The following is a 17346-nucleotide window of genomic DNA, read 5'->3' as shown; positions in this document are numbered from 1 at the left end:
ATGTGACACCATGTCGATGGGTTCGAACAAAAGTCGTGTGTACGTACGAACATTGAAAGAGGTGGCAAGGATAATGGCAGTTTACTTGGATTGCAATGCGACAACCCCGGTTTCTTCAGGGGTCGCAGAGGTTGTCATGCGCTATATGACTGAGGAATATGGTAATTCTGGGAGCCGTACTCATGAGTTCGGGGTTGTAGCAAAGCAAGCTGTTGAGAGGGCGAGAGGGCAGGTTGCAGCTGTTGTTGGTGCTGACAAGTCTGATGTCTATTTCACCAGCGGTGCAACCGAAAGCAACAATTTAGCTATTTTGGGACTGGCTCAATATGCGGAACAGCAGGGACGCAAACATATCATCACAACGCCTATTGAGCATAAGGCTGTATTGGAGCCAATTGCTCAACTTGAGGCTAAAGGATTTGAGGTCACGTATTTGCCGATGGATTCTTCAGGCATGGTGGATCCTGCGCATCTTCGTGATGCATTGCGCCCCGACACCGCGCTGGTTTCGATCATGCACATTAATAACGAAACTGGGTCTATTCAGCCAATCAGCGAGTTGTGCGAAGTGCTTACTTCCCATGATGCTTTTTTCCATGTAGATGCGGCTCAGAGCTATGGAAAATATTCTGAGGTTCTTGAAGATCCACGTATCGACATGATCAGTGTCAGTGGTCATAAAATGTATGCTCCAAAAGGTGTGGGTGCTTTGTTACTGAAGCGGCGCAATTTTAAAAGGGCACCTCTTACCCCGCTGATGTTTGGTGGTGGGCAGGAGAGGGGCTTGCGCCCAGGCACTCTTCCTGTTGCCTTGATTGCAGGTTTAGGTCAAGCCTGTGAAGAAGCCAAACGCGATAGCGAGCAGCGTCGTCGTTATTGCGAGCAGATCAAGGAGCAATTACGTTCTGCCCTTCGCCCGCTCGGGTGTATTGAAAATGGCCGGAACACGGCTAGTCATGTTTTGAATGTCTCAATTCCTGGGATCAACTCTGAAGCGGCACTCGTTGTGCTTAAAGGTATCGTTGCGTTATCGAATGGTTCTGCATGCACCTCTCAAAGCTATGTGCCCAGCCATGTCTTGATGGCTATGGGTCTAGATGAAGAAAGAATTGAAGGTGCGATACGGATCTCTTGGTGCCACATGACAAAAGACATACCATTGGCAGAACTTGTTGATCGGATTAAGAAATTACAGTGACTAATCGAACCATCGTTGAAGCAGCTAAGCAGGCTTTGTTATTGATTGGGCATTCTGCCTCGGTAGATGAGGTGTATGACGTAATCGTGACACATCAGCTATATGAGTTTGGGGCCAAATCACCTCACTCGGTGATTCGTGTCACCATGGATCGCCACTGTGCCAACAAGTCACTAGGCTCCATGCATAAGCAGCGTTTTTTCCAAAAGAACGATGATGGGTCATATGAGCTGCTGTCAGATGTGAAAGAAGTCCTACAGCCTGAACAGAATACCTCTTCTTCGGAACAGCAACGCTCTGCTCAGGAAGTTGAGAACTATATAGAGCAGATCCTTGATTTGGCTGCTGTCCAGCGTGAGAAAGTAAAAGCTGAAATTTTAAGCAGCCTGCGGAGCTTTTCTCCTGAGCAGTTTGAGTCGTTTTGTCGCTTATTTTTATCAAAATATGGATTTACTCGTATGGAGTTAACATCTCGTGGTCGAGATGGCGGCATTGATGTAAGAGGATTGTTGAAAATGGGGCTTGCTGAAATGCGCGTAGCAGTGCAATGCAAGCGATATGCAGAAGATAATAAGGTTGGGCGTCCGTCAGTATCTGCATTTCGGGGTGATATTACCGGCGATTTTGAGCAGGGAATATTCATGACAACCAGCGGATTTACCAAAGAAGCTGAGGAAATTTCATTCAAGCCTGGCTGTGTTCCTATTATTCTGATTGATGGTGAGCAACTGGCAGATATTATGATAGATAAAGGAATTGGTGTTCAGCGCCAGCTCATTGATGTATTTGATTTTGATGCCTCATTGTTTATCAATTAACGTTTTTTGCCTCGATGTATTCGGTAACCAATGATTTTCATATCAGCATGATCTAGTGCACTGCTAAATTGAGAGCGGCTCAGGTTGAGGTCCTGAGCCAAGTCTATTGCTAGTAACTTGCTCAATCTTTGCTCCAGCGCTCGTTGTGCCTTGAAGCTCGGATCATCCGGTGCCATCAGATAGCTTTTGTTGAGCAGTGGTGGCCGGGTCTGCTCATTGATGTAGTCAAAGAAATCGACCTCCTGCTCGGCCATCTTGATCTTGACCCGCTCCACCAGATGGGGGATGGGGCTGCTGAAGTCGTCATACCCCATCAGGCTCACCTTGCCGGAGCGGATGTGCAGCTTGATCACGTCGATATCGGTCAAGTCACCGTAGAGCTGGCAGGCCGCCCCCAGGTAGACACGCAGCAGCGGCGGTAATTGCGGAATAAAGCATTTGTGCAGCAGCAGTGAATGGCTGGGATAGAGCAGGCTGTTGGGGAGCTGTTGATGGGCCAGCTCGCAGGCCTGGTTGATGAGGGCGATATCCGCAATCTGGTAAAGCAGTGCTTTGGCTGCCTGCTGTGCCTGCGGGTTGCCACCGAAAAAGGCTTTGATATCCCGCTGCAGCTCGTTGGGGTACTGGGTATAGGCTTGGCGTTTGCCAAACAGGTTGAGCGCCAGGTAGACCAGCAAATCTTGCTGCCGCTCCAGCTCGGCCTGCTTTAACTGGGCAAGGTCAAAATGTTGGCCAAGCAGGGTCATGGCTTTACGATGGCTGCCTGCTATCTCTTTTACCTCGTCGCTTTGTTCAAATTCGTCATTGGCCGGGATTCGGCCAAGGGTCAGCGCCCGCTGCCAGAAGGCTTCAAACAGCGTTTGATGACGAGTGATCAGTAGTGCTGCTGCGGCCTGATGGTTGGGCGTGGGCGAGGTCAGCTGCTGCCAGCTGTGGCTTCGGCGTTGACGCTGTGCCAAAAAGCGTTGCTCTTCGAGTTTGTCTTTGAACACATAAAAGATGCCGGGCCCAACGGCGATGGCATTTTCATCCAGTGTTTTGTCTATGTAGTGCTTGAGCTCGCTTTGGTTGTAGTAGCGCTGAAAGGTGTAGCGCGAGGTGATGACGCCATCTTTATAAGGGGTGAACTGGGCAATAAAGCTGTCGTTGGCCAGCATGGCCGAGACGACCAGCAGGGTTTGGGTCAGCTCCCAGGCGCCGAGCAGTGCCTCCATTCGCTCATCTTGATCCTCAATCACGTTGATCACAAAACCGAGATTGACCAGATGGGAGACCACCTTCTCCCCATCCGGGCGAAAGTTCGGGTCCCAGCCCAGCGCATCAATACCGTGTGCTTCCAGTTCCCGCAGGTCATCCCCTCGGCCGCAACCGTAATCAAACAGCGCATAGTCGCCGTTGAGATAACCATGGCGTGCCAGCATCTTCATGGGGGCCGAGAGTTCATGGCGAACCAACGCGGTTTTATGGCGATCAATTTGTGGGCCACCCTCTTCGGGCGGCAGGGCGGAGATGCGAAACAGGCGCCCATCAACCAGTTGGTAGCCATGTCTTGCAATAAGCCGCTCCCACGATGCTTTGAAGCCAATCATGCGGGGATGATCGTAAAGTCCCGCCAACTCCCCCTCTTCGGTGATCTGGCGACAGCTCTCTGCCTGTGGGTGATCGGGGGTTAGCATGCACTCTTTGCGATGCAGAATGGGGGGATTGTCCTGGTTGTCGTAGCGGGTAACGGTATGGCTTAGTTTGGCCAGGTCAACGGCCACGCTCTGCTTGAGGCTGGGGTAGGCCTCTTCGAAGAAGGTGGGGTAGCTGAGCAGTGACAGCCGAAAGTCCTGCTTTGCCAACTTGACCAGATCCCATTCACACTCCGGGAGTTTGAGCGCTTGTGCCACTGCGCAGACAAAACGGTAGAGCTGTGGGCTGGTCGTGGCCAGGGTCTCTTTGTGCAGATAGACCGCGTCGGGCAGTACTTTTTTGTATGGCAGGGCAGCGACCAGTTGCGTGAAGCGCTCGGGGGTCAGCATCAGCACATTCCTTTGAGTTGGGTGAGTGTCAGCCGCTTGGGCATTCGTCTTCCATGGTGAGTGGTGAGTTCGATCAAGGCGCGGTTTTGTTCGGGCCCATAGCTGATATGCAGTGGCCGGTCTGGGCCATAGAGATAGAGACGATCAAACGGGGTGTGCTGCGCCAACCAAAGGGCTACCTGATAGCTGTTCTTCCCTGTGTATATCAGATCAACCGCTGCCCCTTGCCGAGGACAGACAACTCTTCCTCGCTGATTGAGTTCACAGGCCGCATGTTGATCCAGTGTGGGGGCTATACCGGGGGAGGCGTTGGAAAGAATAGCTTTGCGCAGTGTTACCCCGCAAAACCCATAGGTCAGCAATGGGGGGCCAAATGCTTCTACCAGGGGGTCGAGAATATGCGTTGCCAGTTCACGGTAGGCCAGCCAGCTCTCAGTTTGTTCAGGCAAGTTTGGGCATTGGATGCGTTGCCAAGTTTCACCACAGTGAAACAGCATCTCGAAGGTGAAATGTTGGCTGCAGGCATCCTCTAAGCGCATGACGAATCCTTATGAACCAGTGCGTTATATTACTGGTTTTGCCTCCACAGTAGAGCCATCAATCCGTGAGAGTGATCTCGAAAAGCCAACAGGTTGGGTCTTTGTGAACAACATAGACAAACAAAAAGGGCCACCTCTTGCGAGGTGGCCCTTTCCAAAGGCTGGGGGAGGCTGAACTAAGCATGCATTTATATGATATTAAAGAGAATTGTAAATCATTGTCAGACTATGATGTAACTGATGGTGTTACTCTTGCACCAAACGATCACGCTTTTCTGCTTCAGAAGGGTTGTGCTTAGCAGTATCTGCATATCAGATTTGACTATCACTACAGGGGGGGGCTAGTCAAAGTCAATTCCGGCATCAATGAATAGTTGCCTCCATGGGACTGCAGGTAGATGTGCATTGTATAGCCCTCCTTCAATACTAAAATAACTACCAAAATCAAGGACTCGCATGTCATCCATATCAGCAACTGGCTGACCATACTCAAACAGCCATAAACTGCTTTTATACTCCTTGAGCTCAAATTCACTCATGTGCTTTTTCTCCAACTTCGCAGTTTTAGTTGCTGGGAGTGATTAGTAGCGACACTAAAATCTTAATTGAATTCGATAGTCGAATCATGTCCGCAGCCGCATAAGGCGGCATGCGATCCATACAGCATCACGCCACTTTCACACCACGCTTACCACGTCAACCCAGACTGAAACTTGGTAATCTTAAAATCAAGATGCTCTTTGGCCGCAGATAATGCACCACCACAACCGATCATAAGCAGGTGCTCGAAGGAGCCTGCTTATGACCGGTTGAGTGAGAAATGCTCATTTTAGCGTCAGCGAAAAACTTCAGGAAAATATGTATAACCCTACAATTTAAATTGTCTCTAGCACAGCTCCCATTGGTTCTGATAGCGTTCTACTATGAGCGGCCATCAGGGAGGAACACAATGAACGTTCAAGCAGAGATTCGTACTTGGCTACTTAAGCAAAATGACTGGCTACAAGAGGCCGCCGACAGGCTTCTGAAAAATGGAGAGCTGAATCCGGCGGACATTACAGCCTTAGTGGCCATCCTCAAGACCCCAGAAGGCCAAAAACCTACCAATCACCGCGACTTCGTTGAGTTGATCAATAATCCAAAGGTAGGAGACGAGCTGCGGCTGGTTCGAATCGCCGAGGTTGTCGGGATCGAAAATCTGGAACCCCGTGTTCCACTTGAATTTGGCAGTGCGAACCTCACCGTGATCTACGGTCACAACGGATCAGGTAAATCCAGCTATACCCGCATCCTAAAAAAGGTGTCGGGCAAGCCAAGGGCCGTTGACCTGAAAACCAACGTGTTCAAGGCTGCCCCGGCACACAGCAAATGCAGTATCACTTCTCAGCTCAACGGCGTAGAGCGCTTGCATGAGTGGAGCGCAGAAGACGACGCCATTGATACACTGCGAAGTATCGACATCTTCGACAGTGACGAAGCCAGTCATTATCTGACTGCTGAAAGTGCTGCGACCTACATTCCTCCCGTCATCAGTATCTTTGAGAAACTTGCTTCGGCGGTCGAAATGGTTCGACAGACTCTGGAGTCCGAACAAGACAAATTGGTCAGCGCATTACCCGTGTTCCCACCGATTTACGGAACAACTCCCTCCCAGAAACTTTACAGCGAACTCGGTAAATTGTCCGCGGCTGAACTTGAAACATCCCTGCGTTGGGCCGCCGAAGACGAGCGTCAGCTGCTAGAGCTAGTAGAACGCCTTAAAACCGAAGATCCATCAGCGCTGGCACAACAGAAACGACGCACCAAGGTCGAGCTACAAAAAATCATCAATGCACTCCAGCAAGCGTCTATTGCTTATGGAGCCGATAACATTCAGGCACTGCGCCTCCTCAGGCAGGATGCGGTGTCCAAACGACAAATTGCCGTTGAGGGAGCCAAGGTAAAGTCAGCCGTGCTTGAAGGGGTGGGGACCGCCACATGGCGAGCGATGTGGGAGGCCGCCAGGCTCTATTCAGCAACTCCATATCCGGAAACTGCCTTTCCAGCAACTGCGGACGCTCGGTGTGTGTTATGTCACCAAGAACTGTCTGAAGATGCGCGGCAGCGTTTGAATGACTTTGAATCCTTCGTGCACAGCAAGCTTGAATCAGATGCCAAGACCGCTGAAGCAAAGTACAGAGCGGGCCTTGATCAACTGCCAAGCATCATCGCGGAACAGGATATGCAGACCCAGTGCCAGGCTGCCGGCCTGACAGATGAAGGTTGGTGGAATTACCTCAAAGGGTTCTGGCTGCAAGCGCTTTCAGCCAAAAACGCTCTAATTGCCCATGAGGTCGGCCAGCCTGCAACCTCAGTTTACGCAGTCGATGAAGCCATCACGAAGTTAACGGCTTATCGAGATGCACTGGAAGCAACCGCCGCCCAGTACGATCAGGATGCTCTTGGTTTTGATAGAGTGCAGGCATCGAATCAAAAGCTAGCGCTAGAAGCCAAGAAGTGGATTACAGAGCAGGCTGCGGCAATTGGTGTTGAGGTCGACCGTCTGCGCAAGGTGAAAGACTATGAGTCCTGGAAAGGGTTGGCGGGCACCCGGGCGATATCGATGAAATCAGCAGAAGTTACTCAGGCCGTCGTCACCGAGGCATACGTTGAACGCTTCAATCGTGAGCTCCGGGCACTTGGTGCAACCCGTATACAAGTCGAACTGGTCAAGACCAGAACTCGCAACGCCAAGGTACTGCATCAGCTCAAGCTCAAAGGAGCTCAAAACGGCCACGCCATGCCAGACAGTGTCTTGAGTGACGGGGAGCGTCGCATCATTTCCCTTGCGGCATTTTTGGCTGATGTTGGTGATAAACCGGGAGCGGCCCCTTTCCTATTTGATGATCCTATCTCCTCGCTCGACCATGATTTTGAGTGGTTTGTTGCATGCCGCCTCGTTGAACTTGCCAAAACTAGGCAGGTAATTGTGCTTACTCACCGTTTGTCCCTTTACGGAGTCCTGGAAGACCTCGCCCGAAAAGAAGGCGAGAAATGGAAAGCGGCGCACTACCAACCTATGTGCATCGAGGCCTACGCTGGTGTAGCTGGCCATCCAGCAGACCAGGATGTGTGGAACGCCAATACAAAAAAAGCCAACAACCTTTTGATCACCAAGCTGGACACCGCACGTAAGGCTGGTGAGACGGGGGGGGCTGCGGCCTACCGGATGCTCGCCCAGGGCATTTGCAGTGAATTTCGCAAGCTGATTGAGCGGTCAGTTGAAGAGGATTTGCTTAACAAGGTCGTGCTCCGGCATCGGCGTAGCATTACCACCGATAACCGTTTGCATGCTGTCCAGGACATTGAACCGAAGGACTGCGAACTGATTGATACGCTGATGACCAAGTACAGCTGCTATGAGCACAGTCAATCGAGCGAGATACCTGTGTTTATTCCGGAGGAACCAGAGCTGCGTCAGGACTTGGAAGCTCTCAAGGCCTGGCGTGATGGTTTGACCAAGCGACGCGCTGAAGCGGCTTAGACGTGGTCGCCTCAGAAAACGAAAAAAAGCACTAGCTACATCCGCCTTCAGAGGCGGGGTAAGTTAGTAGGAGAGGGGCGTATTCATTTTTGATGAATTGCCCCTAAACGCCAAAATACTGAAGCCTTGAGCGATATATAGTCTCCAGCTTTATCGCGGTTTCGGGGAGTGCGGCTCCAGTTCTCTAAGTCGCTCTTCTGCAAGATTGAGCTGATGAGACAACACATCCCGGTACCCTGATAGTTTCATTATTTCAGACGTTTGCTTCTGGTGTTCAGTTTCCAAAATGGCTAGTGCGATCTCACGTTCTCGGAGCGTTGTCAGATAGTCTTCAAGTTTTTTCTCTGCAGCTAGCAGCCTAGCGGTCAACGCTTCTGCTTCGGCCTTGGTTCGGCGCGTCTCTGCGTCCACACTCATTTTACGCTTTGCGATTTCGCGTGCCGCTTGGGCTGCCGCATCGCCTTGCATCTGCATTTGCATAGAGATCCCGAGCTTGAGACCACCGTTTGCAGCCTTGATAAGTTCGTGTTCCGTGTAGACTCGCTCTTTGCGCAGCAGCCCGACCTCCTTCCCCTCGATGTCTTTGAAAACCGCTTCTTGCTCCTCTGCTGTCGGTTTGCGGGTGGAGACTCCTGCCCGTTCTGCAGAGAGAATCGCTTGTTGGGCAGCCTGCTGGGCTACCCATTCAGCGCGGGTCAGGCGTTGGCGCTTTGGCCCAAGCCGAGCTAACCCGAACTCCCTACCCACAGCTTGATAAAGTCGGTCTTGCCAATCTCTCATTGCATTGTTGTGGGCGTACTGTTGAGCTGCTTTGGTTTCTCCCTTACGCTTTGCTTCGGCTGCCGCAGCTCTGCCCTGGTGAAGATTGTTGAAGCTTTGTCCGGGCTTTGGGACTGCGTAGAAGTGTATGTGGGGGTGCTGTTCATCCTGATGCTCGATCACCGACACCAGATTGTCCCCATATTCGCTCTTGAGCCACGTCAGAGCCTTCCGTTTGAATTCCGGCCACTCTTCTCCCTGCCTTGGGTAGCTAAGAACTCCTGCAAGGAGTACAGGGGCATCTGAGCGCAGCTTCCGGCCTTTAGCGTCTTTGGCCTGCGCCCCCCATGCTTCAGCCTGTTTCACTGCTTCAGATGGTGAGCAGCCAAAGACCCTGATCGGCTCCTGTGGTTGTTCGACGTGCATACAGTGTTCTCGTTTTCTCTCGGCCTCTGCAGCTACATCTCGTATGCTCCATGCCCCTTTCTGTGGCTTCCTTGCATATGCTTCTACGTGCCCAAACTGGTACATTGTGCCCTCTGCTAACTGACGATCAATCTGAGTCCAAATGAGTTTTTTGTAATGCCAGCACAAGTAAAGTAACCGACTATTACATATCACCTACCAGCTTCGCTGGAAGGTTGATATGTGTCGGCCCTGCGGGGCTAAAGACTGCCGCGCTGCGCTTGCCTCCCACTCGGCTCTGGTAGAAACTCCCTTCGAGAGTTTCTACCATCACGAGATGGGCTCATGGTTGGCAACAAACATTTGGAGTTCGACCCGCTATCTCGGAGTAACAGTTACCTTGTCCGGTTCTATTCCTGCAGCTAGCTGCCCCCGCATTTCGCGGCAGAGCTCGTGGTAAATCCCGTTCACGTGTTCTTTGTTGGCCAGTGGGCTATTCGGGTTTGACTCGCGGATCTCGTCAAGCATCAGCTTAGTGACTTCCAGCCACGCCTGCCGCTGTAACCACTGTTCTGCTGTGTCGTTGATTTGCTGCTCCAGCTGTCCCCGCATCGTCTTAGCTTGACGCTTCCAAATCGCCGTGACTTGCTCCTGATCATCCTGCCCCGCTTGATACCCGAGAAGAAGGCCATCGTTCAATCTATCCGACATAACACACCTCATAGAGTTTTTTCAGTACCGAATGACGGGGGTTTAATCGACTGCTGCAGTGACTCGCGGTTGCCGCCATCTGCCTTGGTTTGCTTTGATACATCACGAGCTGCGGAAAGCCCTGTAGTTTGCAGGTTACTGCCTACTGTAGACATCCCGCTTCTAACTTCGCCCTCGATGCGCTCAGAACCACCCAGACCCGCAACAGAGCGACCCAGCCACAGCATGACACGATCCGGCAGCCAGTGAACTAGGGCAAAGCAGGCATGAGTCAGGCCCATCATCAACAGCACGTAGACAGAGACGATCCCCACAAACTTCACGATTCCGACGACACTGCCTGATTGAGCGCCCGCCACCATAGGCATGAATGTATCATTCACAACACCAGCTATTGCGTTGCACAAGCCGATAGCCACAAAGATAGCGATCACCATCAGCATCGGGCGAATAGCTAGACTGGCCAGCAACCGATATCCCTCTCCAGCAGTCCCGATCTCTTCCTCGCCATATGGGGAGATATGTGCGGCCGCAAACAAAGGGGCCGCGATAACCGCCTCAACGACCGACAGCAACCAATTCAGGACGGCCATCGTCCAGACCATTGTGGGGATGAGAGGGATATACACCGAGAGGATTAAGCCAAGTCCCATCATAGAGACAATCAGCATCGTTATCGTACCGCCAGCGGCGGCCAACGCCTCGCTGAAAGAGAAACCGAGCCCAGCTGTCCACTCAGCCGCTTTGGCACCAGCAAGGCCGGAAGCGCCTGCCACGGCCAGCATTGAGCTTTGTGCAGCCCACAAGAGGTTATCACCCAGCGCCCGCATCTGGGTCATGTGCGAGAGCGTGCCGCCTGCTGCTTGTTCCGTTGTGATCCTGGAAGCTCCCATAAACACCTTTGAGAGGAAATCTGCAAAAGCTTCTGGGCCATCAGGCTCTGGCAGGCCCGAGCTATTTTCATAAGCCTGGGCAAGCGTATCTTTGCTATTTCTCGCCATGGCATCGACAGTGGCCAGATAGTCCCTGACCGTTCGAGAGCTCACATCGTCGAATCGAGTTGCTATATCTAGGGGGCGAACCGTTGGCAGTGAGTTGATAGCCTGCTGCACAGCATCATTCCAGCGTCCGATATGACCGATCCAGGTGCCCGCATAAAAAAATCCGCCGTCAGAGGCTTGGCTCACGAACTTATTCATTGCTTCCTCGTTTGTCTGCTGTACCGCCTGCGCCGCAGCGGCCCGCAGCGTGGCATTATAGCGATTGGCCAGCTCCTGGATCAGCGAGTCAGAGGGGCGGACATCAGAGCTAACGAGGGCTTCCGCTGGGCCGCGGGTAGCAGACAGCAAATCAGTGATGGCAGCGCTATGAGCGGCCATCACTGCATTCGTGATCATCCGAGCATCTTTATCCCCAACTGTCTGGCGTGCCCAAGTAAAACCGCCGCAGACAGGAGAGCCCTCATTTGCTATTGCCCAATGAACTTCAGTTACAGGCACATTTTGAGAGAAAATACCAACCGAATATTCCTTACTGTTTATTCTTGTAACAACCCGTTCACTTAACCCTGTTTCCTCGAATCCCTTATTTAGGGCTGCCGCACAGACCTGGGACTTAAAAACGCTGGCAGCCAAATTTCTAGCATCGGGGAGAATAGGATTTAAAATGTATTGGCTTGCTTTGAAGTAATCCATGATGGCTACTATGGATTTATCCCCTAAACCGACTCCTTGAAGGGCAACCCACATCACCATTATTTGAACAAGACTAAAACCATTTTTAGCCGGAAATAGGCAGGTAGAACCGATGACCATTCTAACAGGAGTTTTAACTTTGCTTTTTGCATTCCCAAGAAATCGGCCCGTTTCACCAGAGTCGAGCATTCCCTTTAGTACGCCAAAGATAAAATAGAGCATACCTAAAAAATAGGCTCCGAGACCAAACACGCCCATGAATGCCCCGATTAGCCCAGGTTCAGACCAGGATTGCCCCAGAAGCACGAAGTCAACAAGGCCACCAAAAATCAAACGGAGATAATCAACAGCGGCAGAGTTTGGCAGCGGGCTAAAGGTATCAATAGCCATCGCTGGAGAAGCCGAGAGCAGCACCAGCAGCAGAAGATTATGCAGCTTCAACATGATCTCCCTCCTTGGACATCGCATCCCCTCCCTTAGCCCAATAGGCTATAAAAATAGGGAGTATCAACAGCACAACAAGCAGGAACTTGGCCCCGAACAGATCAACGGCAGCACGATAATCAGAGATAACATCAATTAATATAGATGCTTGCCATACACCGATTAACAACAAGATTGCCGGTATGGCTGCTCGATATTTCAACACAACCCAAACACAAGAAATAAACTGGATGAACATCAGCATTTCTATCATGATCGCATGAAACGCTGGCCAGTCATACGCCATTAATACAGCGCGTGAGCTAAAGCTGGTTCCCATCCAAATACCAGCAAACAACACACCGGCAACAGAGTATTTTCTAGCTTTCGCTAAAATCATTTTTGAAAACATATAGCCTCCCGCCTGTATATATAAATATATGACTGGTAGATAATTGGCACAATTAAATGATGCATTTTGAAGGTGAAAGAATATTATTGATTGCTTTCACCATTATTTAATTAAATGCTTTGTTTGCACACATCCGCAGGGATGCCGGAAGCCGTACAGATCAGTATGCGGCGAAGGGAGTCATTGCAACGCTGGTGCAGCTTCATCACCCGTTTGAGCTCCGCTTTGGAGCAGGGGAGAACGTTGTTGCACTCCACCACCTTGATGGGTACCCAAGGGCACATCCGTTTGATATCGGCCTGCACTTTAGCCGCCGTGGAGGCTATATCGACAGCCCCCAACGGTGCATCCGAGGTCGCTACAGCAGCGGCCAGAAGCAGAGCGATCATGCTATGCCTTCCATGCCAGCGCCTATGCGATACAGCAGCTCGCCGAAAGCTTCATGCAGAACAGGGTGGTTAGCGACAATCGCAAATGCCGCATTAAGAGGTGCGAGCGCTGGCTGCAACTGTTTGGCCAGTAATTCAACATGCTCGGGAGGTAGGTTAGGTGATACTGACTCGATCAGGTCTATCAGTTCTTGCTGTGGTAGTAGTGCAATGCCGATATGCTCCATAATTAATTTCCTTATTTATCAATATGTTTTTGACATCCTAGAGTTACCCACAGGCATCTATGTTTTTCTTCACTTATTCTATGTTTCACTTCACCTTTGCTAGATTTTGCTTCACCTACTCTATATTTCACTTCACCTTTACTATTTTTTACTTCACCTACATCCACATTTTTTATTTAAAATCAATAGGTTACATCCCTATAAATAGGTTTAAATAAGATATAAATAGGATCTAAAAGAACAAGAGAGAAATTCTTGTGGCGACTGGGGGTAACTGCGCTAATCCGTCCATAGGTCATCGGTTCGACCTGTGGGCGGTAGCAGTTACCCCCTAAGCGTGTTTACCCTATTGATGCCGTTTGTTGGGAGTATTTCGTGTGGTGATACGTTCTACCATCCAAGCATCGATCTCTGATTCGATAAATGCTACCGAACGAGCCCCAAGGCGAACCGTTTTTGGGAAAAGATCTTGGGCCATCAAGTCATAAATAGAGCTTTTTGATAACCCTGTTTTTTTAACAGCCTCCCCAACACGAATAAAACGTAGTGTTTGATTGGGGGTTGGGATGTGTTGCTCCATAATTGCCTCATCGTTTTGTGTCGATGGAGTTATTAGAGCACGAATTGGACGGGAAACGATGACGTGTAATATTTATTAAACTGCTTAGTAAATTTACACGTCAACAGTCATTCATTATGGAAAATCTACGCATGGCTTATTCATTGCGGAGCCAAGCAATCTCTCGATTGTATTGATTTCCAGTGGACACCCTTTTTCACCAAAAAGAGTCCATTCTTGATCTAAAATGATTTCAGCCCATCCCTTTGCTGTACTACATTCTTCCGGCCACTGTGCTTTAGCGTAGATAGCAGCCTTTAGCACTACTTCACGATTGGCTGCAAACCTCTCTGCATTGCCATGAGGCTTATGCCTTTTTTCTGTAGTAAAATGGCTTGCTCTGGTTTGGTTTATATAACTATTTTTTACCATCAACTCGCCAGATATCATGTGTTCATAGATTTTTTTCAAATCATCATGCATCACCCTCAATCTGCTATTCATATCACATACTTCGATATCTAATAAATTGATGTATTTAGCGTGAGAAGCTCCATTTTCAACATAACTAGCTCTGAGATCCCAATGTAGAGGGCTACGCCGCCCAAAAACTTCTGTGTGAGATATCTTGAAGTTATTTACTTCCCAGAAACCAGAGATAGAAATCTGAATGTTAACCGATTCATCTTGAGGAGAAAAATTTAGTGATGCATCATAGATAAAATTATCTGGGCCGTATAAGCCAAATTCAGTTCTTCTCGAATCAGAGTATGAGTACATTTTAGGTATGGTCTCATCCACTATTATTTCAGTGACGAATTTGTTACCAATATCATCATTTATAATGACCGAATCCTCATACTTACTATAGTAGAACTCAGAGTCGGTAAAGTCCGCATAGAATCTGATGGCACCAATGTATGCCCAATGATATATGTCTTCAAGCTCACAATCCAATAAACGAGCAGCTCGTACAGGTGTACAATACTCGAGGGGGATGAGAGATGGTTTTCCTTGCTGCAGTTTATCAACCATGCTAATACCTCTTTACTTTTCCTTTTATATCGAAGGTCGCCTTGGTTATGTATTTACTCATTCACGGCTTGACGGATTTGAAAGCAAATAGCTAGAGATAAATTACCTTGGCTGGCCTGCTCAATATGGTTACTCCACCAATCCATCATGATTACCCGCTGTTCAAAATAGTCTGTTCGGTTGTAGGCTCGGCGGATTTCGTTCTCATCACTATGGGAAAGTGCTGCTTCAATAGCGTCTGGGTTGAACCCTTGTTCGTTCAGGGTCGTGCTACCAAGGGAACGTAAGCCATGGGCGACTAGTCGGCCGCCATATCCCAATCTCTTCAGAGCTGCATTCGCACTTTGATTGTTGATATGTCCTAAGGGATCGCGATATCCAGGGAAGACATAGGGACGGTGCCCGCTAATGGGTTTCATGCGTTCTAAAAGGGAAAGTGCTTGCGAGGTCAGTGGCACCCGATGAGGGCGATCCATCTTCATTCTATCTGCAGGAATGTTCCAGACTCTGCCTTCAAAGTCGATCTCATCCCAACGTGTACCAGCTGATTCTCCAGGGCGAACTAAAGTATGAAGACTCCATTCAATTTGGCAACGAGTTGTATGATCGAGCCGCCCATTGGCGATATCGGCCATCAGCATAGGTAATTCTGTCGGCTTTAGGGTCGGCATGTGCTTCTTGCTTGGCTTTTTGAACACCTTGCGAATTGCTGCACAGGGGTTGGCATCGAGTAAACCATGGTTAACGCTGTAGTCGAGGATTTCGTTAATCCGTTGGCACAGTCTCCGCACCGTCTCATGCTTACCGTCTGCTTCTATGGGGCGAAGCATCTCAATTACTTTAGGTGCCCGGATCTGGTTGATTGGCATAGAACCAATGAATGGCAGCACATACAGCTCAAGAGATCGCCATGAGTCATCAGCATAGGCTTCCGATACGTCATGGCGCTTCAACTCAAGCCACATGGCTGCCATACGTTCGAACGTGTTCGCGTTAGCTTCTTGTTCTGCCTGAACAAACGCAATTTGCTCTTCTTTATGACGTTTGGGGTCGATTGCTTGAGCCAATAGAGCACGAGCCTCTCGCCGCCGTTCTCGGGCTGCGGCAAGAGTAACATCAGGGTAGGGGCCAAAACTGATATTGGCGCGTTTCTTGTCGCTCGGCCTGTAGTAGTTGAACACCCATAGCCTCGCACCATTCGGCTTAACCCTTAGGTAAAGCCCGTCACCGTCACCCAAGCTGTATTCCTTGGCTTCAGGCTTTGCGGTTCTCAGCTTTGAGTCGGTCAGCTTGTCTTTACTCACAGCACATCCCTCAGTAGTAACACCAAAATCGGTGTTACATAACCAATGTGACCGTAGATGTTACTCTTATGGCTGGATTTAGGCGACTAGCTCGGACTAACACGGACAACAAAAAACCCGCAAAGCCTTACGCTCTGCGGGTTTCTGTACTTCTTCGTTCCCGGCCGGAACATTGTTTGGTGGAGCTGGGGGGATTTGAACCCCCGTCCAAAATTACTACATCCTTGGCACTACATGCTTAGTCACTCTTTACATTCGCCAACCCGCTGCGGAGAGACACGCCACGAATTGACTAGCTCGATTGGTTTTAATGCTTCCGCCCCGAGCAGGACTTCCACACGATCCTGTGAAGGATGACCTTCCGATTCCCTAGGACACAGGCAAGCTAGGGTAGAAGGGCTCAGCGCAGGTTATTAAGCTGCGAGTGCGTAGTTTTCGTCGTTTGCGACTATTTTTTTGCGGTTTATTAACGAGGCCTACCGCACCTCGGCATGCACCTTGGGTTTCGTGAATCTTGTCGAATCCAGAATCAGCCCCAAGTTGTTAAGAAGGATTGTACGCAAAAATCCTGCCATGGCAAGGCGTTGATGGTCATTCCCGCAGGGAGCCGCTTCGTTTGCCGATTTATTGTGCGTTCGCCTGGCGGGGGCGGGTAAGCGGCGGGCCGGAAAAGAAAAAGTCCGGGCAGGAGCCCGGACCTTGCAGCATCAAGCGGATTAACCGCGGTGCTTGTTCTTCATGATGCGCGCTTTTTCCCGATCCCATTCGCGGGCCTTGGTGTCTTCGCGCTTGTCGTGCTCTTTCTTGCCCTTCACCAGGCCGATCTCGACCTTGACCCAGCACTGTTTCCAGTAGAGGGCGAGGGGAACGACGGTGTAGCCCTGGCGGGCAATCAGGCTCTCGAGCTTGTCGAGTTCACGACGGCTCAACAGCAGTTTGCGGGTCCGGGTCGGGTCGCACACCACATGGCTGGAGGCCGCTTGCAGTGGCAGGAAGCTGGATCCGAACAGGTAGGCCTCACCATCGCGGAAGATGACATAGGCTTCGCTGATGTTGGCCTTGCCCGCCCGCAGAGATTTGACTTCCCACCCTTGCAGGGACAGGCCCGCCTCGATCTTCTCTTCGATGAAGTATTCGTGGCGCGCGCTTCTGTTGAGTGCAATGGTGTTGGACCCGGCTTTGTTTTTACTGTTTTTTTTGCTCATGACGGGCGATTTCCGGCAATGACTGGGAGGAGGGCATTATACGTGGGCAAGGGCGGCTGTAAAACGCGCAGCGGGTCAACTGATGGCTTTATGAGCAGTTTGACCGAGGTTTTACCTCCAC

Annotated in this window: 16 protein-coding genes and 1 other RNA gene; 3 read left to right on the top strand and 14 right to left on the bottom strand. The window is 50.4% G+C overall.

The window, feature by feature from the left end; genetic code table 11:
• The first annotated feature begins 10 nt into the window (after positions 1 to 10).
• Positions 11 to 1198 (top strand): cysteine desulfurase DndA, encoded by a 1188-nt coding sequence (gene dndA, locus AACQ43_RS03175; RefSeq protein ID WP_324030462.1) that lies wholly within the window; start codon positions 11 to 13, stop codon positions 1196 to 1198.
• Complete coding sequence (locus AACQ43_RS03170; protein WP_211162445.1) at positions 1195 to 2016, top strand: restriction endonuclease; 822 nt, start codon at positions 1195 to 1197, stop codon at positions 2014 to 2016. The genes dndA and AACQ43_RS03170 overlap by 4 nt, the downstream gene beginning before the upstream one ends.
• Here AACQ43_RS03170 and AACQ43_RS03165 read toward each other — a convergent pair.
• The 3 genes from AACQ43_RS03165 to AACQ43_RS03155 all read right to left on the bottom strand — a co-directional run bounded on the left by AACQ43_RS03165 (position 2013) and on the right by AACQ43_RS03155 (position 5118).
• A complete protein-coding gene (locus AACQ43_RS03165) occupies positions 2013 to 4040 on the bottom strand; it encodes a DNA phosphorothioation-associated putative methyltransferase (RefSeq protein ID WP_168965897.1) in 2028 nt (675 codons plus the stop codon). The genes AACQ43_RS03170 and AACQ43_RS03165 overlap by 4 nt on opposite strands.
• Positions 4040 to 4579: a hypothetical protein gene (locus tag AACQ43_RS03160; RefSeq protein WP_168965895.1), complete on the bottom strand. Its 540-nt coding sequence runs from the start codon at positions 4577 to 4579 to the stop codon at positions 4040 to 4042. Before AACQ43_RS03160 ends, AACQ43_RS03165 begins: the two co-directional genes overlap by 1 nt.
• A 341-nt stretch (positions 4580 to 4920) precedes the next feature.
• Entirely contained in the window at positions 4921 to 5118 is a 198-nt protein-coding gene (locus AACQ43_RS03155) for a hypothetical protein (RefSeq protein WP_168965893.1), read from the bottom strand.
• A gap of 410 nt (positions 5119 to 5528) precedes the next feature.
• Here AACQ43_RS03155 and AACQ43_RS03150 point away from each other — a divergent pair, with 410 nt between their 5' ends.
• On the top strand, positions 5529 to 8102 hold the full coding sequence (locus AACQ43_RS03150) for an AAA family ATPase (RefSeq protein ID WP_139493428.1): 2574 nt from the start codon (positions 5529 to 5531) through the stop codon (positions 8100 to 8102).
• Positions 8103 to 8252: 150 nt separating this feature from the next.
• On the opposite strand, the gene AACQ43_RS03145 is transcribed toward AACQ43_RS03150, so the two are convergent.
• The 11 genes from AACQ43_RS03145 to smpB all read right to left on the bottom strand — a co-directional run bounded on the left by AACQ43_RS03145 (position 8253) and on the right by smpB (position 17225).
• On the bottom strand, positions 8253 to 9287 hold the full coding sequence (locus tag AACQ43_RS03145) for a plasmid recombination protein (protein ID WP_168965891.1): 1035 nt from the start codon (positions 9285 to 9287) through the stop codon (positions 8253 to 8255).
• 357 nt (positions 9288 to 9644) lie between these two features.
• Positions 9645 to 9977 carry a hypothetical protein gene (locus AACQ43_RS03140; protein WP_234781333.1) on the bottom strand — a complete coding sequence of 111 codons (333 nt, stop codon included), beginning with the start codon at positions 9975 to 9977 and terminating at the stop codon, positions 9645 to 9647.
• Between the two features lie 8 nt (positions 9978 to 9985).
• Entirely contained in the window at positions 9986 to 12115 is a 2130-nt protein-coding gene (locus tag AACQ43_RS03135; protein ID WP_168965890.1) for a DotA/TraY family protein, read from the bottom strand.
• Positions 12099 to 12506, bottom strand: a complete 408-nt coding sequence (locus tag AACQ43_RS03130; RefSeq protein ID WP_168965889.1) for a hypothetical protein — start codon at positions 12504 to 12506, stop codon at positions 12099 to 12101. Before AACQ43_RS03130 ends, AACQ43_RS03135 begins: the two co-directional genes overlap by 17 nt.
• Positions 12507 to 12616: 110 nt before the next feature.
• Positions 12617 to 12895, bottom strand: a complete 279-nt coding sequence (locus AACQ43_RS03125; RefSeq protein ID WP_168965887.1) for a hypothetical protein — start codon at positions 12893 to 12895, stop codon at positions 12617 to 12619.
• Entirely contained in the window at positions 12892 to 13122 is a 231-nt protein-coding gene (locus AACQ43_RS03120) for a hypothetical protein (RefSeq protein ID WP_211162444.1), read from the bottom strand. The genes AACQ43_RS03125 and AACQ43_RS03120 overlap by 4 nt, the downstream gene beginning before the upstream one ends.
• A 346-nt stretch (positions 13123 to 13468) precedes the next feature.
• Entirely contained in the window at positions 13469 to 13702 is a 234-nt protein-coding gene (locus AACQ43_RS03115) for a helix-turn-helix transcriptional regulator (protein ID WP_168965885.1), read from the bottom strand.
• Between the two features lie 114 nt (positions 13703 to 13816).
• Entirely contained in the window at positions 13817 to 14716 is a 900-nt protein-coding gene (locus tag AACQ43_RS03110; protein ID WP_168965883.1) for a hypothetical protein, read from the bottom strand.
• A gap of 53 nt (positions 14717 to 14769) precedes the next feature.
• Positions 14770 to 16020, bottom strand: coding sequence for an integrase domain-containing protein (locus AACQ43_RS03105; RefSeq protein ID WP_139493425.1), 1251 nt, complete (start codon positions 16018 to 16020; stop codon positions 14770 to 14772).
• A 177-nt stretch (positions 16021 to 16197) separates the two neighbouring features.
• Positions 16198 to 16557, bottom strand: a transfer-messenger RNA (tmRNA) gene (ssrA, locus tag AACQ43_RS03100).
• Between the two features lie 179 nt (positions 16558 to 16736).
• Positions 16737 to 17225: an SsrA-binding protein SmpB gene (gene smpB / locus AACQ43_RS03095; RefSeq protein ID WP_011705343.1), complete on the bottom strand. Its 489-nt coding sequence runs from the start codon at positions 17223 to 17225 to the stop codon at positions 16737 to 16739.
• Between the last annotated feature and the right edge of the window lie 121 nt (positions 17226 to 17346).

Origin of the sequence: Aeromonas sp. DNRA1 (assembly GCF_963888745.1) — a bacterium.
Classification (GTDB): Bacteria; Pseudomonadota; Gammaproteobacteria; order Enterobacterales; family Aeromonadaceae; genus Aeromonas; species Aeromonas hydrophila.
This window is presented reverse-complemented; position numbering and strand designations above follow the sequence as displayed.

Bases quoted from the DNA above. Each gene is read 5' to 3' on its own strand.
- AACQ43_RS03125 (WP_168965887.1), bottom strand. From the start codon at position 12,895: ATGATCGCTCTGCTTCTGGCCGCTGCTGTAGCGACCTCGGATGCACCG.
- AACQ43_RS03145 (WP_168965891.1), bottom strand. From the start codon at position 9,287: ATGCACGTCGAACAACCACAGGAGCCGATCAGGGTCTTTGGCTGCTCA.
- dndA (WP_324030462.1), top strand. From the start codon at position 11: ATGTCGATGGGTTCGAACAAAAGTCGTGTGTACGTACGAACATTGAAA.
- AACQ43_RS03110 (WP_168965883.1), bottom strand. From the start codon at position 14,716: ATGGTTGATAAACTGCAGCAAGGAAAACCATCTCTCATCCCCCTCGAG.
- AACQ43_RS03130 (WP_168965889.1), bottom strand. From the start codon at position 12,506: ATGTTTTCAAAAATGATTTTAGCGAAAGCTAGAAAATACTCTGTTGCC.
- AACQ43_RS03155 (WP_168965893.1), bottom strand. From the start codon at position 5,118: ATGAGTGAATTTGAGCTCAAGGAGTATAAAAGCAGTTTATGGCTGTTT.
- AACQ43_RS03135 (WP_168965890.1), bottom strand. From the start codon at position 12,115: ATGTTGAAGCTGCATAATCTTCTGCTGCTGGTGCTGCTCTCGGCTTCT.
- AACQ43_RS03140 (WP_234781333.1), bottom strand. From the start codon at position 9,977: ATGTCGGATAGATTGAACGATGGCCTTCTTCTCGGGTATCAAGCGGGG.
- AACQ43_RS03120 (WP_211162444.1), bottom strand. From the start codon at position 13,122: ATGGAGCATATCGGCATTGCACTACTACCACAGCAAGAACTGATAGAC.
- AACQ43_RS03160 (WP_168965895.1), bottom strand. From the start codon at position 4,579: ATGCGCTTAGAGGATGCCTGCAGCCAACATTTCACCTTCGAGATGCTG.
- AACQ43_RS03165 (WP_168965897.1), bottom strand. From the start codon at position 4,040: ATGCTGACCCCCGAGCGCTTCACGCAACTGGTCGCTGCCCTGCCATAC.
- AACQ43_RS03115 (WP_168965885.1), bottom strand. From the start codon at position 13,702: ATGGAGCAACACATCCCAACCCCCAATCAAACACTACGTTTTATTCGT.
- smpB (WP_011705343.1), bottom strand. From the start codon at position 17,225: ATGAGCAAAAAAAACAGTAAAAACAAAGCCGGGTCCAACACCATTGCA.
- AACQ43_RS03150 (WP_139493428.1), top strand. From the start codon at position 5,529: ATGAACGTTCAAGCAGAGATTCGTACTTGGCTACTTAAGCAAAATGAC.